Source organism: Microbacterium californiense (assembly GCF_047246625.1).
GTDB lineage: Bacteria > Actinomycetota > Actinomycetes > Actinomycetales > Microbacteriaceae > Microbacterium.
Genome location: NZ_JBFOKQ010000001.1, coordinates 1,011,034 through 1,036,406, shown reverse-complemented (window position 1 = coordinate 1,036,406; position 25,373 = coordinate 1,011,034). Strand labels below are relative to the sequence as shown.

The 25,373-nt window shown below is 70.9% G+C and carries 24 protein-coding genes; 13 read left to right on the top strand and 11 right to left on the bottom strand.

Annotated elements, in window-relative coordinates; all coding sequences use genetic code 11:
* Positions 1 to 11 precede the first annotated feature (11 nt).
* On the bottom strand, positions 12 to 779 hold the full coding sequence (locus AB3M82_RS04950; protein WP_412955961.1) for a siderophore-interacting protein: 768 nt from the start codon (positions 777 to 779) through the stop codon (positions 12 to 14).
* Positions 780 to 879: 100 nt separating this feature from the next.
* Here AB3M82_RS04950 and AB3M82_RS04945 point away from each other — a divergent pair, with 100 nt between their 5' ends.
* From AB3M82_RS04945 to AB3M82_RS04930, 4 genes are read left to right on the top strand one after another with little or no spacing between them, the layout of a single operon-like run.
* Positions 880 to 1,875, top strand: coding sequence for a siderophore ABC transporter substrate-binding protein (locus tag AB3M82_RS04945; RefSeq protein WP_412955960.1), 996 nt, complete (start codon positions 880 to 882; stop codon positions 1,873 to 1,875).
* Positions 1,876 to 1,927: 52 nt separating this feature from the next.
* Positions 1,928 to 2,911 carry an ABC transporter permease gene (locus AB3M82_RS04940; RefSeq protein ID WP_412955958.1) on the top strand — a complete coding sequence of 328 codons (984 nt, stop codon included), beginning with the start codon at positions 1,928 to 1,930 and terminating at the stop codon, positions 2,909 to 2,911.
* Positions 2,904 to 3,941, top strand: coding sequence for an iron chelate uptake ABC transporter family permease subunit (locus tag AB3M82_RS04935; protein ID WP_412955956.1), 1,038 nt, complete (start codon positions 2,904 to 2,906; stop codon positions 3,939 to 3,941). The genes AB3M82_RS04940 and AB3M82_RS04935 overlap by 8 nt, the downstream gene beginning before the upstream one ends.
* Positions 3,938 to 4,693 carry an iron ABC transporter ATP-binding protein gene (locus tag AB3M82_RS04930; RefSeq protein ID WP_412955955.1) on the top strand — a complete coding sequence of 252 codons (756 nt, stop codon included), beginning with the start codon at positions 3,938 to 3,940 and terminating at the stop codon, positions 4,691 to 4,693. Before AB3M82_RS04935 ends, AB3M82_RS04930 begins: the two co-directional genes overlap by 4 nt.
* 6 nt (positions 4,694 to 4,699) lie before the next feature.
* On the opposite strand, the gene AB3M82_RS04925 is transcribed toward AB3M82_RS04930, so the two are convergent.
* The 3 genes from AB3M82_RS04925 to AB3M82_RS04915 are packed head-to-tail and all read right to left on the bottom strand — an operon-like array spanning position 4,700 to position 6,635.
* Complete coding sequence (locus AB3M82_RS04925; protein WP_412955954.1) at positions 4,700 to 4,906, bottom strand: hypothetical protein; 207 nt, start codon at positions 4,904 to 4,906, stop codon at positions 4,700 to 4,702.
* A gap of 22 nt (positions 4,907 to 4,928) precedes the next feature.
* On the bottom strand, positions 4,929 to 5,888 hold the full coding sequence (locus AB3M82_RS04920) for a DNA-3-methyladenine glycosylase family protein (protein ID WP_412955952.1): 960 nt from the start codon (positions 5,886 to 5,888) through the stop codon (positions 4,929 to 4,931).
* A 45-nt stretch (positions 5,889 to 5,933) separates the two neighbouring features.
* The gene (locus tag AB3M82_RS04915; protein ID WP_412955950.1) at positions 5,934 to 6,635 is read right to left on the bottom strand and encodes a winged helix-turn-helix domain-containing protein; all 702 of its coding nucleotides are present in this window, start codon (positions 6,633 to 6,635) and stop codon (positions 5,934 to 5,936) included.
* Positions 6,636 to 6,960: 325 nt separating this feature from the next.
* Between AB3M82_RS04915 and AB3M82_RS04910 the strand changes: the two genes are divergently transcribed.
* The 3 genes from AB3M82_RS04910 (at position 6,961) to AB3M82_RS04900 (ending at position 11,683) form a co-directional block, all read left to right on the top strand.
* Positions 6,961 to 7,269: a GNAT family N-acetyltransferase gene (locus AB3M82_RS04910; protein WP_412955948.1), complete on the top strand. Its 309-nt coding sequence runs from the start codon at positions 6,961 to 6,963 to the stop codon at positions 7,267 to 7,269.
* A gap of 145 nt (positions 7,270 to 7,414) precedes the next feature.
* Positions 7,415 to 8,584 (top strand): exonuclease SbcCD subunit D, encoded by a 1,170-nt coding sequence (locus AB3M82_RS04905; RefSeq protein WP_412955947.1) that lies wholly within the window; start codon positions 7,415 to 7,417, stop codon positions 8,582 to 8,584.
* The gene (locus AB3M82_RS04900) at positions 8,585 to 11,683 is read left to right on the top strand and encodes an AAA family ATPase (protein WP_412955945.1); all 3,099 of its coding nucleotides are present in this window, start codon (positions 8,585 to 8,587) and stop codon (positions 11,681 to 11,683) included.
* Positions 11,684 to 11,695: 12 nt separating this feature from the next.
* Here the strand turns inward: AB3M82_RS04900 and AB3M82_RS04895 are convergent, their stop codons facing one another.
* Positions 11,696 to 12,253: a phosphorylase family protein gene (locus tag AB3M82_RS04895; protein ID WP_412955943.1), complete on the bottom strand. Its 558-nt coding sequence runs from the start codon at positions 12,251 to 12,253 to the stop codon at positions 11,696 to 11,698.
* A 114-nt stretch (positions 12,254 to 12,367) separates the two neighbouring features.
* Here AB3M82_RS04895 and nadE point away from each other — a divergent pair, with 114 nt between their 5' ends.
* From nadE to AB3M82_RS04880, 3 genes are all read left to right on the top strand, one after another.
* Complete coding sequence (gene nadE, locus AB3M82_RS04890) at positions 12,368 to 13,186, top strand: NAD(+) synthase (protein ID WP_412955941.1); 819 nt, start codon at positions 12,368 to 12,370, stop codon at positions 13,184 to 13,186.
* Positions 13,187 to 13,311: 125 nt separating this feature from the next.
* Positions 13,312 to 16,782, top strand: a complete 3,471-nt coding sequence (locus AB3M82_RS04885) for a TM0106 family RecB-like putative nuclease (RefSeq protein WP_412955939.1) — start codon at positions 13,312 to 13,314, stop codon at positions 16,780 to 16,782.
* Positions 16,782 to 17,564, top strand: a complete 783-nt coding sequence (locus tag AB3M82_RS04880; protein WP_412955937.1) for a hypothetical protein — start codon at positions 16,782 to 16,784, stop codon at positions 17,562 to 17,564. Before AB3M82_RS04885 ends, AB3M82_RS04880 begins: the two co-directional genes overlap by 1 nt.
* A 53-nt stretch (positions 17,565 to 17,617) precedes the next feature.
* On the opposite strand, the gene upp is transcribed toward AB3M82_RS04880, so the two are convergent.
* Positions 17,618 to 18,250 carry a uracil phosphoribosyltransferase gene (gene upp, locus AB3M82_RS04875; RefSeq protein WP_412955935.1) on the bottom strand — a complete coding sequence of 211 codons (633 nt, stop codon included), beginning with the start codon at positions 18,248 to 18,250 and terminating at the stop codon, positions 17,618 to 17,620.
* Between the two features lie 95 nt (positions 18,251 to 18,345).
* On the opposite strand from upp, the gene AB3M82_RS04870 reads away from it, so the two are divergent.
* Positions 18,346 to 18,801: a nucleoside deaminase gene (locus AB3M82_RS04870; protein WP_412955933.1), complete on the top strand. Its 456-nt coding sequence runs from the start codon at positions 18,346 to 18,348 to the stop codon at positions 18,799 to 18,801.
* 25 nt (positions 18,802 to 18,826) lie between these two features.
* On the opposite strand, the gene AB3M82_RS04865 is transcribed toward AB3M82_RS04870, so the two are convergent.
* Positions 18,827 to 19,798, bottom strand: coding sequence for a cation diffusion facilitator family transporter (locus tag AB3M82_RS04865; RefSeq protein WP_412955931.1), 972 nt, complete (start codon positions 19,796 to 19,798; stop codon positions 18,827 to 18,829).
* 60 nt (positions 19,799 to 19,858) lie between these two features.
* Between AB3M82_RS04865 and proC the strand changes: the two genes are divergently transcribed.
* Complete coding sequence (gene proC / locus AB3M82_RS04860) at positions 19,859 to 20,698, top strand: pyrroline-5-carboxylate reductase (RefSeq protein ID WP_412955929.1); 840 nt, start codon at positions 19,859 to 19,861, stop codon at positions 20,696 to 20,698.
* Between the two features lie 126 nt (positions 20,699 to 20,824).
* Here the strand turns inward: proC and AB3M82_RS04855 are convergent, their stop codons facing one another.
* Both AB3M82_RS04855 and AB3M82_RS04850 read right to left on the bottom strand, forming a co-directional pair.
* Complete coding sequence (locus AB3M82_RS04855) at positions 20,825 to 21,496, bottom strand: potassium channel family protein (protein WP_412955927.1); 672 nt, start codon at positions 21,494 to 21,496, stop codon at positions 20,825 to 20,827.
* Positions 21,489 to 22,880 (bottom strand): TrkH family potassium uptake protein, encoded by a 1,392-nt coding sequence (locus AB3M82_RS04850; RefSeq protein WP_412958010.1) that lies wholly within the window; start codon positions 22,878 to 22,880, stop codon positions 21,489 to 21,491. The genes AB3M82_RS04855 and AB3M82_RS04850 overlap by 8 nt, the downstream gene beginning before the upstream one ends.
* Positions 22,881 to 23,023: 143 nt before the next feature.
* Here AB3M82_RS04850 and AB3M82_RS04845 point away from each other — a divergent pair, with 143 nt between their 5' ends.
* Entirely contained in the window at positions 23,024 to 23,440 is a 417-nt protein-coding gene (locus AB3M82_RS04845) for an ArsR/SmtB family transcription factor (protein WP_412955925.1), read from the top strand.
* A gap of 174 nt (positions 23,441 to 23,614) precedes the next feature.
* Here the strand turns inward: AB3M82_RS04845 and AB3M82_RS04840 are convergent, their stop codons facing one another.
* Together AB3M82_RS04840 and AB3M82_RS04835 are read right to left on the bottom strand one after the other, a co-directional pair.
* Positions 23,615 to 24,442, bottom strand: a complete 828-nt coding sequence (locus tag AB3M82_RS04840; protein ID WP_412955924.1) for an ABC transporter permease — start codon at positions 24,440 to 24,442, stop codon at positions 23,615 to 23,617.
* Positions 24,439 to 25,335, bottom strand: a complete 897-nt coding sequence (locus AB3M82_RS04835) for an ATP-binding cassette domain-containing protein (RefSeq protein ID WP_412955922.1) — start codon at positions 25,333 to 25,335, stop codon at positions 24,439 to 24,441. Before AB3M82_RS04835 ends, AB3M82_RS04840 begins: the two co-directional genes overlap by 4 nt.
* Positions 25,336 to 25,373: the final 38 nt, after the last annotated feature.

Genomic DNA, 25,373 nt, shown 5'->3' with positions numbered 1-25,373 from the left:
CCGGCGCCGTGTCAGTGGGGGGCGTGATATTCGGCTTCGCCGCGCTTCCAGTAGCCCTTCACGACGGCCTGCGCCGGCTCGACGGACCACCGCTCCAGCAGCGCCCGGCCGGCCCGGACCACCGACTGCTCGGCGGCGATGAACACGAACGGATCGTCGCCGACGACCTGCGCGGCGCCGAGCTGCTCCAGCGCGGCGATGAGAGCCGATCCGGCCGGCGCGCTACCGCGCAGGACCCACTCGACCTCGACGGGGGCGGCGATCTCCACCTCGTGGTCGGTGTCGACCGTCTCGATCAGGATGCGGGCCGGTGCGCCGGCGGGGATGACGGAGGCGAAGCGGCGGATCGCCGGGATGGCGGTCTCGTCGCCGGCCAGGAACCACGAGCCCGGTGTTCCGGTGAGCACCGCGGATCCGCGCGGGCCGCCGACCCCGATCGCGGAGCCGATCGCCGCCGTCGCTGCCCACGGCGCCGCCACGCCGCTGTCGCCGTGCACGGCGAACTCGACGTCGAGCCAGTCCTCGCCCCACGCGAGCGGCGTGTATTCGCGGCTCGGCGCCATGCGCAGCTCCTCGACCGAGTCGACCGGTCCGGCGGGGAAGAACAGGCGCATGTGGTCGTCGGCGCCCAGCGAGGAGAACCCCGCGAGGTCCGAGCCCGTCAGCCGCACGCGCACGTAGTCCGGCGTCAGCCACTCGCGGGAGGCGAGGGCGACGCTGCGGAACCGCAGCTCCAGGCCGCGGCGTTCGATCGTGAAACCGGATTTCGTGTCGCTCATAAAGTAAGGCTAACCTCATTCGCGACGGTTGCGGCTCGATCCGCCCGTCCGACCGGCGCCAGCTGATGGTGCGACCATCCCGCAGAACAGGAGTCTCTCCATGTCCGTGCCCAGAACCCTCACCGCCACGAGCGTCGCGCTCGTCGGCCTCCTCGCCCTCGCCGGCTGCGCGTCCGGCACCGAGGCCGAACCCCAGGAGACCTCCGCCGCGGCGGACTCCGTCACGATCGAGGACAACACCGGCACGCACGAGATCGCCACGCCTCCCGCATCCGTGGTCGCCCTCGACAACCGCACCTTCCAGACCCTGTCGGACTGGGGTGTCGAGCTGTCCGGCGGTGCCGTCGCGCTGATGCCCGAGACGGTCTCCTACGTCGATGACGACGCCATCGTCGACATCGGACTCCACAGTGAGCCGAACCTCGAGGCGATCGTCGCCGTCGAGCCCGACCTCATCATCAGCGGCCAGCGCTTCACGCAGCACAACGCCGCGATCGCCGACCTGGTGCCCGACGCGACCATCATCGACCTCGAGCCCCGGGAGGGCGAGGCGTTCGACGAGGAGCTCAAGCGCCAGACGACGGTGCTCGGCGAGGTCTTCGGCAAGCAGGACGAGGCGAAGGAGCTCGTGGACGACTTCGACGCCGCGATCGAGCGTGCCAGGGCCGCATACGACGACGCCGACACGGTGATGGCCGTCAACACGTCGGGCGGTGAGATCGGCTACCTCGCGCCGACGGTCGGTCGCTCGCTGGGCCCGATCTACGACATCCTCGGCCTCACGCCCGCCCTCGAGGTCGACGACGCGACCGACGACCACCAGGGCGACGAGATCTCGGTCGAGGCGATCGCCTCGTCGAACCCCGACTGGATCCTCGTGCTCGACCGCGACGCGGTGTTCGCCGCCGAGACGCCCGACTACGTGCAGGCCGCCGAGATCCTCGAGAACTCCGAGGCGCTCGCCGGTGTCACCGCGGTGCAGGAGGGGCAGCTCGTCTACATGCCCACCGACACCTACCTCAACGAGGGGATCCAGACGTACACGACGTTCTTCAACGACCTCGCCGACGCGCTCGAGAAGAGCGCGGGCGCGTAAGCCCTCCGTGGCGGTCCCCGGCACGCGCCGGAGACCGCCACGACCTGCCGCCATGAGTTCCCCCTCTTCCTCCCTCGCCCGCCGCAGGGCGCGACTGTTCGATCCGAAGCTGCTCGTCGGCGTGGTCGTCGTCGCCGTGCTGCTCGCGATCTCGCTCTTCACCGGCGTCTACGACATCGCCGGCGCCTCCGACGGCGCGCAGATGTTCCAGATCACGCGCGTGCCCCGCACGATCGCCCTGGTGCTCGCCGGTGCCGCCATGGCGATGGCGGGCCTCGTCATGCAGCTGCTCACCCGGAACCGCTTCGTCGAGCCGACCACCACCGGCACGACCGAATGGGCGGGACTCGGCCTGCTCGCCGTGATGGTGCTCGTGCCGCAGCCGCCGCTGGCGCTCCGGATGGCCGGGGCGGTGCTCGCGGCCTTCATCGGCACGATGGTGTTCTTCGCCTTCCTCCGCCGCGTGGCGCTGAGGTCGTCGCTCATCGTGCCCATCGTCGGCATCATGCTCGGCGCCGTGGTGGGGGCGATCACGACGTACTTCGCGCTCGTCACCGACTCCCTGCAGATCATCGGCGTCTGGTTCGCCGGAAGCTTCACGTCGGTGATGCGCGGTCAGTACGAGATGCTGTGGATCGTCGCGGTCATCGGGCTGATCGTGTTCCTCGTCGCCGATCGGCTGACCATCGCCGGCCTCGGGGAGGAGATCGCCACGAACGTCGGCGTGAACTACAACCGCATGATCCTCCTCGGCACGGCCCTGATCGCCGTGACCACCGGTGTGGTGACCGTGGTCGTCGGCAACCTCCCCTTCCTCGGACTGATCGTTCCGAACATCGTCTCGATGGTGCGCGGAGACGACCTCCGCAGCAACCTGCCGTGGGTGTGTCTGCTCGGCATCGCAATCGTCACGGTGTGCGACATCATCGGGCGGACGATCATCATGCCGTTCGAGGTGCCGGTCTCCCTCATCCTCGGCGTCGTGGGCGCCGTGGTGTTCATCGCCCTCCTCCTCCGGCAGCGTCGTCGTGGGTAGCGCCGTCGCCGCATCCGCGGGCACGACGTCGCGGTCGGCCGGGGCGTTCGCGTCGGCGCGTGCCCGACGGCGGTACGTCGTCGTGGTGGCGGTGCTCCTCGTGCTCGTTGCCGGATCAGGCTTCGGACTGCTGGCCTGGGGGAATCCCATGCCGGTCGGCTCGGCGGGCTTCTGGCGCATCGCCCAGCACCGCGCGACCTCGCTCACGGTCATCGCCCTCGTCGCGGTCGCCCAGGCCGTCGCGACGGTCAGCTTCCAGACCGTCACCCACAACCGCATCATCACGCCGTCGATCATGGGCTTCGAGTCGCTCTACCGGGTGGTTCAGACCACGACGGTGTACCTCTTCGGCATTGCGGGCCTCGTCGCCATCCAGGGCGTCGGGCAGTTCGCGCTGCAGGTGGCGATCATGGTGGCGCTCGCGCTCGCCCTCTATGGATGGCTCCTCTCCGGCCGCTACGGCAACCTGCAGATCATGCTTCTCGTCGGCATCGTGATCGGCGGCGGGCTCGGCGCGATCAGCACGTTCATGCAGCGGCTGCTCACTCCCAGCGAGTTCGACGTGCTGGCCGCGCGACTCTTCGGGAACGTGTCGAACGCCGACCCCGCGTACCTGCCGCTCGCGATCCCGCTCGTCGTCGCGGCATCCGCTCTGCTGTGGCTGCGCGCTCGCCGGCTGAACGTCATGGCGCTCGGCCCCGAGACGGCCCGCTCGCTCGGACTCGACCACCGGCGCGAGCTGTTCGTCGTGCTGTTCCTGGTCGCGGTGCTCATGGCCACGTCGACCGCGCTGGTCGGGCCGATGACGTTCCTCGGGTTTCTCGTGGCCACGCTCGCCTACCAGTTCGCCGACACCCACGATCACCGGCTGATCCTCCCGGTCGCCGTGCTCACCGCCTTCACGGTCCTCGCGGGCGCGTACTTCGTGATGAAGAACGTGTTCTACGCGCAGGGCATGGTGTCGATCCTCATCGAGGTCGTCGGCGGCACCGTCTTCCTCCTCGTCATCCTCAGAAAGGGGCGGCTGTGATCGCACTCCACGGCGTCCGCAGGGACTACAGCAGCGATGTCGCGATCGGTCCGGTCGACCTCGCGATCCCTACGGGCGGCATCACCGCTCTCATCGGCCCGAACGGCGCCGGCAAGTCGACGCTGCTCACGATGATCGGGCGGCTGAACGGGATGGATGCCGGTTCCATCGAGATCGCCGGGCTCGACGTCGCCTCAACGAAGTCGAAGGACCTCGCCAAGGTCGTGTCGATCCTCCGGCAGGAGAATCACTTCGTCACGCGGCTGACGGTGCGCCAGCTGGTCGGATTCGGCCGATTCCCGCATTCGCAGGGGCGGCTGACGGTCGCCGACGAGAAGGTCATCAGCCAGGCGATCGACTTCCTCGACCTCGGCGAGCTGGAGAGCCGCTACCTCGACGAGCTCTCCGGGGGGCAGAGGCAGCGCGCCTACGTCGCGATGGTCCTGGCTCAGGACACGGCCTTCGTGCTGCTGGACGAGCCGCTCAACAACCTCGACATGAGGCACGCGGTGCAGATGATGAAGCACCTCCGACGTGCGGCGGAGGAGCTCGGGCGCACCATCGTGATCGTGCTGCACGACATCAACTTCGCCGGGCACTACGCCGATCGCATCTGCGCGATGAAGGGCGGCGAGGTCGTCGAGTTCGGCACACCGGCGGAGATCATGACCGACGACGTGCTGTCCCGGGTCTTCGACACCCCCGTGCGTGTGATCGACGGCCCGTCCGGTCCCCTCGCCGTGTACTACTGACGGCGGTCAGAGCTCGATGCCGTGGTCTTCGTCGTTGACTCCGGCGTTGTCGCCGCGCCGCGACTCGTAGCCGAGGAACCACCCGATCCAGACGATCGCGGCGAGCACCACGCCGAGCCAGACGTTCTGGAAGACGAGGCCGATGACCACGCCCACGATGAGCAGCCCGGCCGTGACGAGCAGGCGGGGGCCGAGGCGTCGAGATCTGTTCATGAGCACAGCCTACGGTCGCGCGTCATCGCCGGCGGTGGTCCTCAGGGGCTAGACGCGGCCCCCGTCGCGGCTCGCGGACACCACTCGCGAAGATCAGCCGGATCACGCGCTGACGGTGCCCCGCCCACGGAGCCAGCAGCTCGAGCATCCCGTCGTCGTCCACGCGCGTGCCGGTCAGGGCGTAGCCGACCTGGTGGGAGAGATGGTAGTCACCGACGCTCACCGCGTCGGGATCGCCGAGCGCCCGGAGGCGGGTCTCGGCCGAGGTCCACGGCCCGATGCCGGGCAGGCTCGTGAGGATGCGGTCGCGGTCGGCTCCGTCGACGGCCGCCCGCAGCGCGCGCTCGATGCTCTCGCCGCGTTCGGCCGCCCGCACGATCGTCTTCGACTGCGGCGGCTCGACCCCCGCGCGATGCCAGGACCAAGAGGGGATTGACCGCCACGCGGATGCCGGTGGAGCCGCGAACATGGGGCGCGGTGTCGGCCCGGGCGCGCGCTCGCCGAAGCGCGAGACCAGTGCCCGCCAGGCGCCGAAGGCCTGCATCGAGGTGACCTTCTGCTCGAGGATCGCGCAGGCGAGCGCGTCGAACACCTCGTCGGTACGCGCGAGCCGGATGCCGGGATGGCGGCGGGCCGCGTCGGCGATGAGCGGATGCCCGGAGGGGTCGAACCCCTCGGAATCGTCCTGGGCGCCGCACAGCCTCGGGACCCGATCGAGCGCGTACTCGGCCCCCGGGCCCCACGCGGTCGCGTGCACCTCGTCGCCCGCGGCGCGGAGTGCCAGCGTCGCGAGGCCTGCCGGTGTGCGCAGAGCGCGCCAGATCACGGGGCCGTCGATCACGGTCGTCGGATCGGTGGCTCCGCGCCGGAGCATGCCGACCGTACGGAGCAGGTCGAGCGGATGGACCGGACGATAGACCGTCTGACGGGGTGCGGCGGCCGACGCGGGGGCTCCCGCTGCGGCATCCGCTGTCAAGGTCATGCGCCCCACCCTACGTGGCGGGTCTGACAGTCGCGCGGGCGGAGATCAGAAGCGGTCGGGCGACGGCGTCCCGTGGCCGTAGCGGATGACGACGTCGGCGTGGCGGTCGAAGCGGTATCCGATGCCGCGGACGGTCCGGACGATGTCCTCGTAGCGGCCGAGCTTGGCGCGCAGGCGGCGCACGTGCACGTCGATCGTGCGCTCGCCGGGAGTCTCGTCGTCCTGTGCCTGCCAGAGGGCCGAGACCAGTTCGGAGCGCTCGATCGTGCGGCCCTCGCGGAGCACGAGGTACTGCAGCAGCTCGAACTCCTTGTAGGTGAAGGCGGCCGACTCGCCGTCGATGAGCACGCGCTTGCGGGAGATGTCGACCGTCACGCCGCCTTCCTCGACCGCGGCGTCCTCCTCGAGGGCGGCCTTCGTGCGGGCGATCGCGCCGGGCTCCTGCAGAGCCAGGCGGACGACGTCGAGGTCGCGGCCGCCGGAGCCGTGGGGCGCGAGCGCGACGGTCGCGTGCGTCTCGGCGCCGGGGGCGAGTTCCGCCAGCGTCCGACGCAGGGCGTCGACCAGGAGCGGCAGACTCACACCCGCTTCCGCGGCTTTGATCTCGTCGAGGCCCACGTAGAGGGCGAAGCCGCGGGGAGAGCGGGCGGCGGGCAGGTCGGCCGCCGTGGCCTCGGCGGCGCTCGACGACGGAGCGGGGCGGACGGCGGTGGCGGTGGGACGCTCGAGAAGTGCGGTGTTCGACATGATGATGAAGTCCTCAGGACGTGAGCCGATGGGCTCGGATGCGTTGCATGAATGACCGGGCGAGCCGGAAAGCGAGCAAGGGTGGATGCTCGGGGACTCAGGCCTCGCAGATCGCGAAGGGTCGAGTCGGGCGGGGTGGCTGTTCGTTCAGCGACACATTCGGCAACACATGCCAACGCGACCGGGCATCATCATCCCGGCAGTCCCGTTCGCCTCCTGGGCGGACAAAGGGCGTGCGTTGGTGGTCATGGGGGGATTATGTCCGATCGTGTCGGTCTGTGTCAAAACGACCACCGCCCCCGATCCCGGGCGTAACGTGGAAGGGATGACGATCTCCTCGCTTGCCTCCGGCTTCATCCTCACCGACGAGAAAGACGCCTCGCGCTACACCCTCACGCGCGACGGACAGCTCGTCAGCGTCCTCGACTACCGCGACGACGGCCGCACGATCGCCCTCACGCGGGCGTTCACGATCCCGACTTTCCGCGGCCACGGCTACGCCGGCACGGTCGTGGAAGGCGCGGTGGCCGACATCGAGGCGCGGGGCGACCGCAAGATCGACGCCGTCTGCTGGTACGTCTCCGACTGGTTCTCCGCCCACCCCGAGAAGGCCTCCCTGCTGCGCTCTCGCTGACCGGCTGTTCCATGACGCCGTGTTACGGATCGGGAGCCGCGCCTGCCGCTCGACACGCCGCGGTGCGGGGGACCCCGCGGCCCATCTCGCGCGTTCGGCGGCACGCCTCGAACCGAATGTCGGTGGTCCTTCGTAGCGTGTGAGCATGCGCATCCTGCACACCTCCGACTGGCACATCGGCCGATCGTTCCATGGCAACTCGACCATGGACGCTCTGGCCGAGGTGCTCGGGGCGCTCACGCAGCAGGTTCGCGACCACCGGGTCGACGTCGTCGTTCTCGCCGGTGACGTCTTCGACTCGGCGACCCCCTCGGGCCCTGCCTACACGCTCCTCGGAGACGCGCTGGTCGCCCTCCACGAGACCGGCGCGTCCGTCATCGTCACCAGTGGCAACCACGACTCCGCGGCCCGGCTCGGGTTCCAGGCCCGACTGCTTCGCGACGGCATCCACGTCCTCACCGATCCCGCCGCGATCGGAACTCCGGTCACGGTGAGCGACGCCGCGGGGCCGGTGCACTTCTACGGCATCCCCTACCTCGAGCCGGCGATCGTCCGGCAGCACTGGCCCAAGGGCGACGCGGCGGGTCGCCCGCTCCGCACCCAGGCGCAGACGATGGAGCATGCCATGAGCCTCGTGCGGGCCGGCATGCGGGAGCACCCCGGCCGCTCGATCGCCATCGCCCATTGCTTCGCGGCGGGCGTCGACGCCACGATCGGTCTCGAGCGCGAGGTGCGCCAGGGCGGGCTCGACGTCGTCCCCCTCGACGTCTTCGACGGCCCCGACTACGTCGCTCTCGGGCACATCCACGGGCGCAACCAGGTGAGCTCGCGCGTCCGCTACGCCGGCGCCCCGCTGCACTACAGCTTCGGCGAGCAGCACAAGCCCCGGGGCTCCTGGCTGGTCGAGCTCGACGCAGACGGCCTCGGCACGGTCGAGTGGCTCGACCTGCCTGTGCCACGGCGCCTCGTCACGCTCACCGGCGCCCTCGACGAGATCCTCTCCGACGCGAACGTCGCCGCCCACGCGGACGCCTGGGTGTGCGCGGTCTACACCGACGCGCTCCCGCAGACCGAGCCGATGCGGCGGCTGCGCGAGAGGTTCCCCCACTGCGCGATGGTGCAGCACCAGCCCGCGGTCCCGGTCGAGAGCGGGGTCGGTTCGTACGCGAACCGGCTGCAGACGGCGCAGACCGACGGCGAGCGCATCGACGCCTTCCTGTCCCACGTGCGCGACGGCCAGGGGGCGACCGAGCGGGAGGGCGAGCTGATCCGCGAGGTGCTCGACGATGTCGTGCGTGCGGAGGCGCTCGTCTAGATGCGTCTCCACCGTCTCGAGGTCGAGGGGTTCGGCCCGTTCCGCTCCCGTCAGGTCGTGGACTTCGACGCCTTCGCCGACGACGGGATCTTCCTGATCGCCGGTCGTACGGGGGCCGGGAAGTCGAGCATCCTCGACGCGGTGTGCTTCGCGCTCTACGGCGGCGTTCCGCGCTACGACGGGGGGGAGAAGCGGCTGCGCAGCGACCACTGCGAACCCGACGATCCGTCGGAGGTGGTGGTGGAGTTCAGCACCCCGTCCGGCCGCTATCGCGTGCGTCGATCCCCGGAGTACCTCCGCCCGGCCAAGCGCGGCGGAGGCATGACGAAGCAGGCGTCTGCGGTGGGGCTCGAGGAGCTCACCGACGACGGGTGGGTCGGGCGCGCGGCTCGTGCCGTCGACGTCGCGCACGAGCTCGACGAGATCCTCCAGCTGAGCCGCGAGCAGTTCCTCCAGGTGATCCTGCTCGCACAGAACCGCTTCTCCGAGTTCCTCCTGGCCAACAGCCGCGATCGCCAGGCGCTCCTCCGGCGTCTCTTCGGCAGCGAGCGCTTCGACGACGTGCAGACCCGGTTCGACGAGCGGCGTCGCGCCTCCGAGCAGGCGATCGGACTTCGCGCGGCCGCAGTGACCGCGCGGCTCGACGAGGCGGAGAGACTCGTCGTCGACGAAGCGCTCGACGGCGTGACGGGTGCCGGCGAGGAGCAGCTCGTCACAGACGCGGGCGACCCCACGACCGCCGCGCTGTCGAGCGCCTGGTCCGATGCTCCGGTCGGGGGTGGGCGCGAGACGCCGGTCGGAGAGGGGCCATCCGCGCGGGCCGCGGCCGACCCCGAGACCCGGCTGGCCCTGCTCCGACGGGCGGAGGCTCGGGCGGCCTACCGTGCCGAGCGGCGAGCCGCCGAGCAGGAGGAGGCTGAGCTCCGTCTGGCCGAGGCCGATACTGCGCTGCTGTCCGCGCGGGAGCAGCGCGGCGCGCAGGTCGAGCGAGATCGGGCTCGGTCGGCGCTCGCCGACCTCGATGCCCAGCAGGACGAGATCGATGCGGCCCGCATCCTCCTCGACAGGGCGCGGGCCGCCGAAGCCCTGCGGGGTCCGATCGACGAACGGCGTCGCGCCTCGGCCGCCGTCGAGTCGGCCGAGAGCGTCGTCGCCGATGCCGTCGCCGCGTGGGACCAGGTCGCCGACGAAGGCGTCGAGACATCGATCGAGAGTCTGCAGGGCTGGGTGGCGGCACGGACCGCCGAGAGCGGCGCCTGGCAGCAGGCCGCGCAGCTCGAGGCGCTCGCGGCCGATCGAGCGGCCCGTCTCTCCGAGGACCGGGCCGCCGTCGAGCGCGCCGCCGCACGGGTCGCCGCGATCGAGAAGGAACAAGCCGAGTCGCCCGCGGCGCTCGCGGCCCTCCGAGAAGCCCGAGACGACGCGCGCCGCCTCGCAGATCGGGTGGACGACCTCACAGCCCGCCGAGACCGCGCGGCCGCGCGGTGCGACGCCGCCCGCGACGAGGAGCGCCTCCGACGCGCGAAGGCCGACGCCGATCGTGAACTCGCCACGGCCAGCACCGCCCTCGCCACGGCACAGGCCGAGCTCGCAGCCCTTCGCCAGCGGCGCCTGGACGGCTTCGCCGGCGAACTGGCTTCCACGCTGGTTCCCGGAGAGGCCTGCCCCGTCTGCGGAGCACACGAGCATCCGGTGCCCGCCGCGCACGTCGACCCCGTGTCCGCCGACGACGTCGACGACGCCGAGGCGCTGCGCGACGCCGCCGCCCGCCATGAGCGGGGGGTCGCCGAACGCGTCTCCGCCGTGCAGGCCGAGCTCGCGGTCGCGGTCGCCGCCGCGGACGGACGCACCCCGTCGATCGCCGATGCCGAATGCGAGGCCCTCGACGGCGAGCTCCGCGCCGCGGTCGAGGCGCGGGAGACCGCCGGCCGGCTCGACGGTGAGATCGCGGCGTTCGCCGATCGGGAGGCTGACCTGGCGGCCCAGCGGGCCGACGCCGCGCGCGAGTCGGCCGCCGCGCGGGAGTCGCTCGCCGCGCGGGAGCAGAGCGACCGGGAGGCCGGCGCGCAGATCGAACGGGCCCGAGGCGGGCACCCGTCGGTGGCGCAGCGGATCGAGGCGATGGAGGTCCGCATCGCGGCGGCGGCCGCCCTCGCCGGTGCGCTGCTCGATCGCGATCGTCGTCTCGTGGCCGTGCGGGAGGCGGAGGAGGCATGCCGACGCGCGCTCGAGGATTCCCCGTTCGAGGAGATCTCCGACGCCGAGCGGGCGCTGCTCCCCTCGCGCGAGCAGGGGGAGCTCGACGCGCGCATCACCCGGCACACGGTGCTCCGCGAGAAGGAGAAGGGGATCCTGCTGCCTCTCGAACTGCGTGCGCTCCCGGAGGAGCCGATCGCCGTCGCCCCGGTCGAGGAGCGGGCGGCGGCGGCGCGTTCGGCCTGGATGGCGGCGGTCGACGCGGCCGGCAAGGCGCGCACCGTCGTCGAGCGTCTCGGCGGACTGATCGCGTCCGCCGCCGAGGAGCACGCACGGTCCGCCGCCGACGTCGCCGAGCACGCCGTGCTGCAGAACCTCGCCGACACCCTCGCCGGCCGCGGGCCCAACACGCGTCGGATGACGCTGGAGACCTTCGTGCTCGCCGCCGAGCTCGAAGAGATCGTCGCGGCGGCCAATCGACGCCTCGACGACATGTCGTCCGGTCGATACCGCCTCCAGCACTCCGACGCGGTCGCGGCCCGGGGCGCCGCCTCCGGTCTCGGCATCGTGGTCTTCGACGCCTTCACGGGGCAGACGCGTCCGGCGCAGTCGCTCTCCGGCGGCGAGACGTTCCTCGGTTCGCTCGCCCTGGCGCTCGGGCTCGCCGAGGTCGTGACCGCCCGAGCCGGCGGCATCCGTCTCGACACGCTGTTCATCGACGAGGGGTTCGGCTCCCTCGACGGCGACACCCTGGAGGTCGCGATGCGGACGCTCGACGAGCTGCGGCAGGGCGGGCGAACGGTCGGAGTGATCAGCCATGTCGAGGCGATGCAGGATCAGATCCCCGCGCAGCTCCGCGTCTTCGCTACCGAGGAGGGACCGAGTCTCATCGAGACCCGGTGAGCGGCCTCCGGTTCAGACGCCGTACTCCTGGCGGATCACCTCGCGCAGCTGCTCGCTGCACCGGGCGATGGCGGCACGGAAGTCGACCAGCGCTCCGTCCTCCGCACGGTCCGAGATGGCACGGAAGGCGCGGATGGGCACGCCGAACTGCTGCGCCACCCAGATGTACGCGTAGGTCTCCATGTCGACCAGGCCGGCGCCGGACGGGCGGATGACCGCGGTGATCCCGGCATCCCCCACGAAGCTGTCGCCGGTCGCGATGAGCACGCCGTCGCGCCCCGTCGTCACCCGCGCCGGCAGCGACACGTGCTGTCCTGGAACGCCCTCGAGGTCGAACACGTCGTGCTGCAGAGCGCTGCCGATCTCGTGCACGGCGGCCGGGAGCTCCGGGTCGATGCCCCCCGCGGTGCCCACCACGACCACCTCGGTGTACTCGCGCTCCGTCAGCGCGCGGGTCAGCGCATAGGTCGCCTGCATCTTCCCCTCGCCGGTGACGAGACGGTCGAAGCCCTCGAGCTGTTCCGGGAAGGCGGCGAGTTCGGAGGCCATGGCCGCGACGAGGAGTTTCACGTTCCCATCTTCTCAGGCCGGGACCCCCCCGCCGCTCCCACGGATCGGCCCGTCTCCGGCCCCACGCCCCCAGGGCACGCGATACTGGGGGGAACCGAAGAGTTGGAGGATCCCGTGACCCTGCAGAAGCAGATCTCTGAAGCGCTCGGCGTTCAGGCCGAGATCGACCCCGGAGCCGAGGTGGAGCGCCGCGTGCAGTTCCTCGCCGACTACCTCCGGGCCAGCGGTGCCCGAGGGTTCGTCCTCGGCATCTCCGGCGGGCAGGACTCGACCCTCGCCGGGCGCCTGGCGCAGCTGGCGGCGGAGCGCGTGCGCGCCGAGGGAGGCGAAGCGCGGTTCCTCGCCGTGCGGCTGCCGTATCGGGTGCAGCACGACGCCGACGATGCGCAGGCCGCGCTCGAGTTCATCGGTCCGGATTCGTCGGTCGAGGTCAACATCCAGAACGGCGTCGACGGCGTCGAGGAGGACATCGAGTTCGCCGTCACGAGCGATATCAGCGACTTCAACCGCGGGAACATCAAGGCCCGTGTGCGGATGGTGACCCAGTACGCGCTCGCCGGGCACGAGGGCTCGCTCGTCATCGGGACCGATCACGCCGCCGAGGCGGTCACGGGCTTCTACACGAAGTTCGGCGACGGCGCGGCCGACGTGCTCCCGCTGTCCGGACTCACAAAGCGGCAGGGACGCGCGCTGCTGCGCTCCCTCGGTGCCCCGGACCGCCTGTCGAACAAGGTGCCCACGGCCGACCTGCTCGACGGCATCCCCGGCCGCGCGGACGAGGACGAGCTCGGCCTCACGTACGAGCAGATCGACGACTACCTCGAGGGGCATGAGGTCGATCCGGACGTCGCGGGCCGCATCGAGGCGAAGTACCTCGGCTCCCAGCACAAGCGCCACCTCCCCGTGGGTCCCGACGACACCTGGTGGCGCTGAACGCGTCGACGCTCCGGCGTCTGTGACCTGATCGCGCGATCCCCCCGGCGCCGGGGAGGGATCGCCGTCGCACGGCAGTGTCGGATGCCGCGGCTACTGTCGAATCACCGAGGAAATGGAGCATCGTGCGGATCGACACCCCGGCGCAACGCGTCATCTGGAGTGCCAGCGACCTGAAGGCCGCTGCGGAATGCGAGTTCGCGTGGTGCCGCGCGATCGATGCGAAGCTCGGACGCGTCCCGGCCGTCGAGGAGCCGGAAGACGCCACCCTCGCGCGGGCGGCGCTGCTGGGCGACGTGCACGAGCGCAACGTCCTCGCGCGGTACGTCGCCGACCTCGGCGAGGCGGCCGTGCACCGGATCGACAAGGTCTCCTCGGTCGATGCCGAGGCTCTCGCGGCGGCGGTCGCCGAGACCGAGCAGGCCCTGCGCTCGACGGCGGAGGTCGTCTTCCAGGCGGCGTTCGCCACGGAGGAGTTCGTCGGGTTCGCGGACTTCCTGCGCAAGGATCCCGACGGCCGCTGGCGCGTGCAGGACTCGAAGCTCGCTCGCAAGGCACGCGTGACCGCTTTGATGCAGTTGGCGGCATACGCCGATCAGCTGGATCGGCTGGGCGTCCCGCGTTCGGACGAGGTCGACCTGATCCTGGGCGACGGCTCGCTCAGCACCCACGCGGTCGACGATCTGCTGCCCCTGTTCCGGGTGCGTCGGGCGCGACTGCGCGCGCTGATCGCCGATCGGCGCATCGCGGACGGCGCCGAGGGGGAGCCGCTCGGATGGGGCGACGACCGGGGCGACCTGCAGATCGTCGCGTGCGGGCGGTGCGCGACCTGCGAGGAGCAGGTGCTCGCGCACCGGGACCTGCTGATGGTGGCCCGCATGCGGCCCGTCCAGCGGGCGCGCTTGCGTGCCGCCGGGATCGCGTCGATCGACGACCTCGCCGCGGCGTCGCACGCGCCCGACGGCATGAACGGCGACACCTTCGAGGCGCTCCGGGCGCAGGCCGCCCTCCAGCTCCGTGCCGATGCCGAGGGCGGCCCGACCTACGACGTCCACTTCGCGCCGGCCATCCACACCCTGCCGGTCCCGAGCCACGGGGATATCTTCTTCGACTTCGAGGGCGATCCCCTCTATACCGAGCCGGCGGCGGATGGCGAGGGGGAGTGGGGCATCGACTACCTCTTCGGGTGGGTCGACAACACGGATCAGTACACGGCCCTGTGGGCGCACACCTTCGACGAGGAGAGACGGGCCTTCGAGACCTTCCTCGACTTCGTCGCGCTGCGCCGGAAGACGCACCCTGGCATGCACATCTACCACTACGCGCCCTACGAGACCTCGCATCTGGTGGCGATGGCCGCGCGCTACGGGGTGCGCGAGGGCGAGGTCGACCGTCTGCTCCGCGAGGGCGTGTTCGTCGACCTGTACCCGCTCGTCCTGCGGACGGTCCGCGTCGGGTCGCGCTCCTACTCGATCAAGAAGCTCGAACCGCTCTACATGGGCGACGATGTGCGCACCAGCGACGTGCAGAAGGGCGATGACTCCATCGTCCAGTACGTCGCCGCGCGCGAGCTGGCGGCCGCGGGGGCGCGGGACGAGGCCGACGCCGTGCTCGCGGACCTCGCCGATTACAACCGCTACGACTGCGTGTCGACGCGGCGGCTGCGCAACTGGCTGATCGAGATCGCGCGGGAGAAGGGCGTGACGCCGGCTCCGCCCGACGCCGCCGACGACGTGGTGTACGAGCCCTCGCCGCGCTCCGTGGCCCTGCTCGCCGACGCCGAGTCCGAGCGGCAGGCCGGCGGCGACGGCCAGGTGCACCGTATCGCGGCAGCGGCGATCGACTACTTCCCCCGCGAGGCCAAGAGCTTCTGGGTCGCGCACTTCCAGCGCCTGCGCGAGCCGGTCACGATGTGGGAGGGCACCCGAGACGTGGTGCGCGTCGACAGCGGCGCCTCGCGGGTGGTCCGGGACTGGAGCGTCGGCGAGGGGCGCCGCGTGCTCTCGCGCGACGTCGAGATCCGCGGGGAGGTGTCTCCCGGCACCACGCTCGGGGCGGGTGCCCAGCCGTTCGCGCTGTACGAGGCGCCTGCTCCCTTCGACACCGAGACCCCGTCGCGCGCGGTGCACGTGCCGCATTCCGTGACGATCACCGGGGTGCTCGAAGACGGCTATCTCGTGACCGAGTCGGCGGTGCAGGGCCAGACCTGGGACGAGCTCCCGCTGGCGCTCACCCCGGCCGCGCCGCCGCGGGTGGTCTCGCTGCAGGGAGCGATCGACGAGTGGGCGGATGCCGTGCATGAGGCCGCTCCCGGGTTCCCTGAAGACGCCGCCACCGACATCATCCGGCGGATTCCCCCGCGCACCGTGTCCGGTAATCCCATCCCCTCGGGCGAGGACGACACCATCGACGCGATCGTGCGCGCCGTGCTCGACCTGGATCGGAGCTACCTCGCGGTCCAGGGGCCTCCGGGAACGGGGAAGACCTACACGGGATCGCAGGTGATCGCCCGACTGGTCAACGACCACGGCTTCCGCGTCGGCGTCGTGGCCCAGTCCCATGCGATCATCGAGACCCTCCTCGAGCGGATCGTCGCCGACGGTGTCTCTCCGGCCCGGGTCGCGAAGGCTCCGAAGGATCCGGACGCCGAACCCGGGTACACCGTGATCCCGAAGACGGGCATGGCGGCGTTCCTCGGCGAGCACGCGGGAGAAGGCGCGGTCGTGGGCGGCACCGCCTGGGACTTCAGCAACACGATGCGGGTGGACCGCGGCGGTCTCGACCTGCTGGTGATCGACGAGGCCGGCCAGTTCTCGCTGGCCTCCACGATCGCCGTGGCGGCGGGGGCCGAGCGCCTGCTCCTGCTGGGCGACCCCCAGCAGCTCCCCCAGGTGAGCCAGGGCGCGCATCCCGAGCCCGTCGACACGTCCGCCCTGGGATGGGTCATGGACGGAGACGCCGTGGTGCGGCCGGAGTACGGGTACTTCCTCGCGCGCTCCTGGCGGATGCACCCCTTCGTCGCGGCGCCGGTGTCGAAGCTGTCCTACGCCGGACGCCTGGCCTCGGCGCCGGGCACCGAGAAGCGGTCCGTCGAAGGCATCGACCCGGGACTCCACGTCGTGCCCCTCCGCCATCGGGGCAACGCCACGCAGTCGCCCGAGGAGGCGGCCGAGGTCGTCCGCCTCGTCGGGGATCTGGTCGGGCGCGCGTTCACGGACTGCGATGACGACGTCACCGTGCGCCCTCTCGAACCGACCGACATCATCGTCATCACCCCATACAACGCGCAGCGTCAGCTCGTGCATGATGCCCTCGCGACGGCCGGGTTCGCCGACGTCCCGGTGGGCACGGTCGACAACTTCCAGGGCAAGGAGGCGGTGGTCTCGATCACGACCCTCGCCGCGTCCAGCGGGCGCGATGCGCCGCGCGGGCCGGAGTTCCTGCTGCTGCAGAACCGGCTCAACGTCGCGATCTCGCGGGCGCAGTGCGTCGCCTACCTGATCCACTCCCCGGCACTCCTCGACGACCTTCCCCGCACGCCCGAGGGCGTGGCGCGGCTCAGCGCCTTCGCACGACTCGTCGGAGCGGCGGAGTGATGTCTGCGAGAGCCCACTCGACCGATGAGATCCTCCGCGCGGCCGCCGAGTGGACGTGGCTGCCGCGCGGCGCGGAGAGCCGAGACGACGAGCTGCTGCTCGTGCGGTACCCCGAGCGGTTCGGAGGCGGCGTGCGGGGGTCGCAGGTGCGGTCCGCGCTCGACGCAGCCGAGGTCGTGCAGCACGCGATCGCGCAGACCCGGGCCTGGGGGGAGTCGGTGCTGACATTCTGGAGCAACCCCTCCGACTCCCCGGATCTCGAGGCGGACCTGCAGCGCCGCGGTGCGGAGCACGTCGATACGGTCGCGGTGTTCGCCTGCCCCCTCGCGCAGGTGTCGACGGAGGTGCCGGATGCCGTCTCGACCGAGCGTGTCGAGACGTGGGAACAGGTCAGGGAGGTCGATCGCATCAACGTCTCCGTCTGGGGCCAGCAGCCGCTCGATACGCACGGCCTGGAGGAGGAGCTCGCCGAGGTGACCGCGTCGTCATCGACGAGGACCGGTGCTCGCGTGCTGGCGCGTCTGGAAGGATCGCCCGTGAGCACGGGCGGGTTCACGCTGGCGGACGGCTTCGCGCGGCTGTGGGGCGCCGCGACGCTCGAGACGCATCGGGGGCGCGGTGCCTACCGCGGGGTCCTCGCGGAACGCGTCCGCCTCAGCCGCGAGTGGGGTGCGGTCACGGTTCTGGTGAAGGGCCGAATCTCCACCTCGGCGCCCACCATCGCGCGCGCCGGGTTCGCACACTACGGCGACGAACGCGCCTACCGCCTCGTCGTCGACTGATCGACCGGCGGACTGACCGACCGACCGGCTGACGTCGGTCGCCGCCTGGTGCCTCAGACCGTGCCGTAGAGGCGGTCGCCGGCGTCGCCGAGGCCGGGGACGATGTACCCCTTCTCGTTCAGGCGCTCATCGAGGGCGCCGAGCACGAGGGTCACGTCCTTGTCGCCGGCCATGGCCTCGATCGCCGCGACGCCCTCCGGCGTGCCGAGGAGGCAGATGGCGGTGACGTCCTTGGCTCCGCGGTCGAACAGGAACTGGATCGCGGCGGCCAGCGAGCCACCGGTCGCGAGCATGGGGTCGATCGCGAAGCACTGGCGGTCGCTCAGGTCGTCGGGAAGCCGCTCGGCGTAGGTCGTCGGCTCGAAGGTGGTCTCGTCGCGGACCATCCCGAGGAAGCCGACCTCGGCCGTCGGGAGCAGTTTCACGAGGCCCTCGAGCATTCCGAGCCCGGCGCGCAGGATCGGCACGACGATGGGCCGAGGCTCGGAGATCTTGACGCCCGTCGTGGTCGTCACGGGAGTCGTGATCTCGATCGGCGAGACCTTGACGTTGCGGGTCGCCTCGTAGGCGAGCAGTGTCACGAGCTCCTCCGTGAGCTGGCGGAAGACCGGCGACGGGGTGCGCGCGTCGCGCAGCACCGAGAGCTTGTGGGTGACGAGGGGGTGGTCGGCGACGTGAACACGCATGGAATACAGGCTAATGCGCTCGCGGCTCCGGGACGACATCGTCCGCGCGGCACCGCCCCGGGGAGGGCCACGGGCCGCTGTCGTAGGCTCGACCCATGACCGCAGCCGACGCCTCCGCGATGACGCGTGCGCTCGAGCTCGCGCGGGAGGCGGCCGTCGCCTCCGAGATCCCGGTCGGCGCCGTGGTGCTCGATCCGAGCGGGCGCGTGGTGGCCGAGGGCCGGAACACGCGGGAGGAGACCCACGATCCGACCGGGCACGCCGAGATCGAGGCCCTGCGTCGGGCGGCCGCATCGGCCGGATCCTGGAACCTCGAGGGGCACACGCTCGTGGTGACGCTCGAGCCGTGCGTCATGTGCGCGGGCGCTATCCTGCAGGCGCGGATCTCCCGTGTGGTGTTCGGGGCGTGGGACGACAAGGCAGGCGCCGCGGGCTCGATGTACGACGTGCTGCGCGATCGTCGGCTGCCGTACCGTGCCGAGGTGGTCGGCGGGATCGAGGCGGATGCCGCGACGGCGCTGCTCCGCGACTTCTTCGCGCCGCGTCGGTGACGTCTCGGGCGGCGTGCGGGAGACCTCAGTCGGAGGACTTGAGGACGAAGGCGTCCGTCGGAGGCTCGGGGTCGATCGCCGGACGGTACACGTCGGGCTCGATGTAGATGATGCGCGCGGCGGGAACGACGGCGCGGATGCGCTCCTCGATGTCGTCGATGTCGTCGGCCGCCTCCCGCACCGACTTGTCGGCCGACAGGGCGATCTTCGCGGCGACGAGCAGTTCGTCCGGACCGAGGTAGAGGGTCTTGATGTGGATGAGCTTCTCGACCGCGTCGCCGCGGGTGATCGCGTCGACGATGCGGTCGAGGTCGGCGGTGCTTGCCCCTTCTCCCACGAGAAGGCTCTTCGTCTCGATGCCCAGCACGATCGCGATCAGCACGAGCAGCACGCCGATCATGAGAGTGCCGAGCGCGTCGAACACCGAGTTGCCGGTGATGACGGTGAGACCGACGCCGAGCAGGGCGAAGCTGAGGCCGGTCAGAGCCCCGGCATCCTCCAGCAGCACGACCGGCAGCTCGGGGGCCTTCGCGCGCCGGACGAACGAGACCCAGGACTGACCCTCCTCGCGCACGACGTTGCTCTCCTTGACGGCGGTGCGCAGGGAGAAGGACTCCAGCCCGATCGCGATCACCAGCACGAGGATCGGGAGCCACCACCATTGCTCGTCGAGCTCGTGGGGGTGGCGCAGCTTGTCGACGCCCTCGTAGATGGCGAACAGGCCACCGAGGGAGAACAGGATGATCGAGACCACGAAGGCCGACACGTACCGCTCGCGTCCGTAGCCGAAGGGGTGCGCGCGGTCGGCTTCGCGCCGGGACTTGCGTCCGCCGATCAGCAGGAGTATCTGGTTGCCGGAGTCGGCGATCGAGTGCACGGCCTCGGCGAGCATCGACGCCGAGCCGGAGAGGAGCCAGGCCACGAGCTTCGCCAGAGCGATGCCCATGTTCGCCAGGAACGCCGCGATGATCGCCTTGCCGCCGCCGGATGCACTCATGCGACGAGTCTAGATCCGCCGACCGGAGGAACCCAGGCATGCCCGCCGTAGGATGACGACATGGCTGACTCTCTCCCCGCCCTCGCGTTCCTCGGTGCCGGATCGATGGGAGGGGCGATCCTCCGTGGGGTCGTCGCCTCGGGCGTCCCGGTCGACGGCGGCATCGTCGCGACGAACCGCACCCGGGTGAGTGCGGCGGATCTCGCCGACCTGCGCGATGTGTCGAGCGTGGCCCTCGAGGACCGCCCCGATGGGAACGCCGAGGCCGTCGCCGCCGCGCGCATCGTGCTCGTCGGTGTGAAGCCGGCGATGGTGCCCGACCTGCTGCGCGAGATCGCGCCGCACCTCAGGGCCGACGCGATCGTGGTGAGCCTGGCGGCTGGCGTGACCCTGCAGACCTTCGCCGACGTCCTCGGCGCCGGGACCGCGGTCATCCGCTCCATGCCGAACACGCCGGCCACGGTCGGCAAGGCCGTCACCGGACTCGCCGCCGGAGGGGCGTCCACGGCGGAGGACATGGCCCTCGTGCGCCGCCTGTTCGAGACCGTGGGGGCGGTGATCGAGGTGCCCGAGTCGCAGATCGACGCACTGTCGACGATCTCCGGGTCCGGCCCCGCGTACGTCTTCCTGCTGATCGAGGAGTGGACGAAGGTCGGTCTCCGCCTGGGCTTCAGCGAGACCGACGCCCGGTTGATGGCCGAGCAGACCTTCATCGGCTCGACCGCACTCCTCGCGGCGTCCGGCGAGACCCCGGCGGAGATGCGCCGACGGGTCACGAGCCCCAAGGGAACGACGGAGCGCGCGATCGCGGTGCTGCAGCAGGCGGACCTCGAGCAGGTCTTCGCGGATGCCGCGGCGGCGGCGCTCGCGCGCGCCCGGGAGCTCGCCGCCGGAGCCTGACGCCGACACGGCCGTACCAGGCGGCACGGCGGGATCAGGCTGATGTGGGCGGCATCCGCCTGATGCGGCGCAATCGCCTGACCTGCCCGCAGGGGCCGGTCGGAGCACGGACGGGTGCCGAGGTGCTCAGCGATCCAGGGCGGCGAAGCGCTCGATGTCGCTGTTGGTGCCGGACACGATGATGAGGTCGTGATTCGTGACGATCGTGTTGGCCTCGGCGTAGCGAAAGGGCTTGCCGGGGCTCTTCACGCCGACGACCGTCACCTTGTACTTGGTGCGCACGCCCGACTCGTTGAGGCCGATGCCGCGGATGAACTTCGGCGGGTACATCTTCGCCAGCACGAAGTCGTCGTCGAAGCGGATGAAGTCCAGCATCCGTCCGCTGACCAGGTGCGCGACCCGCTCGCCCGCCTCGCGCTCGGGGTAGATGACGTGGTTGGCGCCGACGCGGGCGAGGATCTTGCCGTGCGACTGCGACACGGCCTTCGCCCAGATCTGCGGCACCTTCAGGTCGACGAGGTTGGCGGTGATGAGCACCGACGCCTCGATCGACGACCCCACCGCGACCACCGCGACCTGGAAGTCCTGCGCGCCGATCTGCCGGAGGGCGTCGATGTTGCGGGCGTCCGCCTGCACCGTGTGCGTGACGCGGTCGGACCACTTCTGCACCAGTTCGAGGTTGCCGTCGATGGCGAGCACCTCGCGGTCCAGGCGGTCGAGCTCGCCCGCACAGGCGGCGCCGAACCGGCCGAGGCCGATGACGAGGACGGGAGCGTCGCCCCGGAGGACTTCAACCAACGATCGGCCTTTCCACGGGCAGCGAGTAATACTGCGATCGCGATGTCGCGGCGACTGCCGCGGCGAGAGTCACTGTACCAATGCGCCCCATGAAGATGGTGGCCGCGAGCACGTACGAACCGGAGTCGGGCAGCTCGGCGGTGAGGCCCGACGACAGACCCACCGTGGCGAACGCGGAGATCACGTCGAACAGCACGTGGCTGATGTCGGCCTTCGTGATCTGGGCGATGATGATCGTCGACAGCGCGACGATGGTCGCCCCCCACGCCACGACGCTGAGGGCCACGCGCTGGACGTCGCTGGGGATGCGGCGTCCGAACACCTCGACGGACTGGCGTCCCTTGGCCTCCGACCACACGGCGATCGCCAGCACGGCGAGGGTCGTCACCTTGATGCCGCCGGCGGTGGATGCCGAGCCTCCTCCCACGAACATGAGCATGCTGGCGGCCACGAGCGAAGAGCCGTTGAGGTCGGCCATGTCGATGACATTGAATCCGCCCGAGCGGGTCATCGCCGACAGGAAGAACGCCTGGAAGGTGGTGTCGCCCGCATCCATCGATCCGAACGTCTTCGGGTTGTTGTACTCGAGGATGAGGAAGACGGCGGCTCCCAGCACGAACAGCAGGACGGTCGTGACCAGGGTGAGCTTGGAGTGCAGCGACCAGCGCTTGACGTGCCACACGTGTTTGGCGAGCGTGTAGATCACCGGGAAGCCGATGCTGCCGAGGAAGACGCCCGCCATGAGGAGGGTGAGCACGAGGTAGTCGTCGGCGAAGACCGCCACGCCGCCGTCGTTCGGGGGGAAGCCGGTGTTGGTGAAGGCCATGGCCGCGAAGTACGGCGCCTCCCACAGCGCGGCGATCGGATCGACCTTCGCCATCACGAGGGCGGGATAGAGGAGCACCGCGAGCGCGCCCTCGATGATGAGCGCGGAAAGCGCCACGGTGGTGAGCAGCTGACCGACCTCGCCCAGGCGCACGGTCTGGCTCTCGTTGACCACTCCTCCGTGGGCGCGGAGCGGGTTCGTGTCGCCGGCGGCCATGAGCTTGGCCCGGAGTCCGAGCCGCTTCGAGATCACCATGCCCATGAGCGAGGCCAGGGTGAGTACGCCGAGGCCGCCGATGTTCACGCCGACGAAGATGAGCACATGGCCGAAGGGCGACCAGTGGTTGGCCATGTCGACGGTCGCGAGGCCGGTGACGCAGATGGTCGACACGGCCGTGAACAGGGCGTCGCTGAGGGGGGTGATCGTGCCGTCCGCCGACGAGATCGGCAGCGAGAGCAGAGCGGTGAACACGAGGATGAGGAGCGCGAACACCACGATCGCGAACCGGGAGGGCGACGACGTGATGAGGTGACGGCCCTGAGCGGTGACGTTGCGCATACGCTGCCCCGGAGACGACGCCGAAACGATGCCCGACATCGCGTCTCCCTTCGAACCCCGTCACCGTCGACCGGCGATCGCCCGCCGCCTCTCGGCGAGCCCTCGTCATGGTACTCCGTGCCAGGGACGACTAACCTGATCTCATGACCGACATCTTCGACGTGATCGCGGACGGAACGAGGCGAGACATCCTCCAGCTCCTGTTGCGACGCACGACCGAAGGCGAGACGGGCACGAGCGTGAGCCAGATCGTCCTCGATCTGGGCATCAGCCAGCCCACGGTGTCGAAGCACCTCAAGGTGCTGCGGGATGCCGAGCTCGTGACGGTCCGCGAAGACGGTCAGCGCCGCTTCTACAGCCTGTCGGTCGCGCCGCTGGAGGCGGTGGACGACTGGCTCGTGCCGTTCCTCGTCGACGCGTTCGGTGATGACGCGCCTGACATCGACTATCCGCTCGCCCCGCTTCCCGACGGTGCGGCGCACGCGGCCGAGGTGGTCGGACGCGCGGCGGCCTCGGCGAAGCACGTGGTCGCGACGGCTCTCAAGCGCCTCGGCGCCTGACGGCGTCCGCACGAGGACGCGACTCGCCCCCGACGACCGGGGGCTGTCGTCAGGGGCGAGGCCGCGGGTCCCCACGCCCGCGTGCACCCGAGCGGCACCGCCCGTGGCATCCGCCCACCTTCGCAGGCCACCCTGGACGAACGCGGGTGAACGCCTATGTCCGCGCTGTGATCGTCAGCGCCTCCCCGCCCGACGGCGAAAGAGCCACGAGCCCCAGGCCGCGGCGACCGCGAGGATGACCAGGCACCACCCGACCGCCCACCAGGCCTCGCCGTGCAGCGTCGCGTCGTCGAGCAGGGCGCGGATCGTCTCGACGATCGGTGTGATCGGCTGGGCCGCGGCGACGGGCTGCAGCCACTCCGGCATGCTCGCCACCGGTACGAACGCGCTCGACAGGTAGGGGAGGAACAGCAGGATGAACCCGTAGCCGTTGGCGCCCTCCGGGCTTCCGGCGGCGAGGCCGATCGCGGCGAACAGGTAGGTGATGGCGAGGATGTACAGGGCGATCAGCGCGGCGAGGCCGATCCACTCCAGCGGGGTCGCGCTGGGCCGGAACCCCACGAGGATGCCCACCCCGATGACGACCGCTGTCGCGACGAGGTTGCGCAGCACGCTGGCGACCACGTGACCGGTGAGCACGGCGCCCGCGCGCAGGGGCATGGTGCGGAACCGGTCGATGATGCCCGTGCGCATGTCGTTCGCGACGTAGACGCCGGTGGAGGACGCCCCGAAGCCCGCGCAGGTCAGGATGATGCCCGGGACGACGTAGTCGACGTACGCGCCGCTCGGGTCGATCGCCCCGCCGAAGACCCAGGTGAACATGAGCATGAGCAGCACGGGCAGCAGGATCGCCATCAGCAGCGACTCTCCGTCGCGGAGCGAGTGACGCAGGCTGCGGACGACGAAGACCCGTTCGGCGGCGAGCCCGCGCAGGCGGGGCCGCAGCGCGGGGGAGGGGAGTGCGGATGCCGCGGGGCGCGGCGCCGCGTCGACGGTGTTCATGCGGAGGCCTCCAGAGGGCGGTCGGATGCGAGGACGGGAGCGGTGACGGCGAGGAAGACGTCGTCGAGCGTGGGGCGGCGCAGGCTGACCATGCCGGCGACCTGCTCCTGGTCGAGGAGGTCGAGAGCGCGGCGGATGCCGGAGACGGTGCCGTCGGTCGGGATCGTGCGGACCACCTCGCCGCGCTCGTCGTGCACGTCGACGGCGTCCCCGCCGATGCGCGCCTTGAGCTCCGACGGGGTGCCGAGGGCGGCGATCCGGCCGTCGTGCAGGACCGCGATCCGGTCGGCCAGCCGGTCGGCCTCCTCGAGGTACTGCGTGGTCAGGAAGACGGTGGTACCGGCATCCGCCACGGCCCGGATGAGGTCCCACAGCTCGCGTCGGCTGCGGGTGTCGAGGCCGGTGGTCGGCTCGTCGAGGAAGAGCACCTCGGGGGTGACGACGAAGCTGAGCGCCAGGTCGAGCCGGCGCCGCATCCCGCCCGAGAAGGTCCGAACGGGGCGGGTCGCGGCGTCGGCGAGGTCGAATCGCGCGATCAGCTCGGTCGCGCGTCGCCGTGCGGCGGGTGCACGGAGTCCGGCGAGACGGCCGAACATCTCGACGTTCTCCGTGGCGGTCAGCACGTCGTCGACGGCGGCGGACTGGCCGGTCAGGCTGAGGCGGCGCTGCACCTCCGCGCGCTCGGCGTGCACGTCGAAGCCGCTCACGGTGGCCGTGCCTCCGTCGGCCGGAAGGAGAGTGGTCAGGATGTTGATCGCCGTGGTCTTGCCGGCGCCGTTGGGGCCGAGGAGTGCGAACACCTCTCCCCGGGAGACCGACAGATCGAGCCCGTCGATCACCGTGTCGGCCCCGAACCGCTTGCGCAGTCCGCGAACCTCGATGGCTGTGGACATGGGAGCATCCTCTCTGTGTACGTGCGAAACTGTGTATG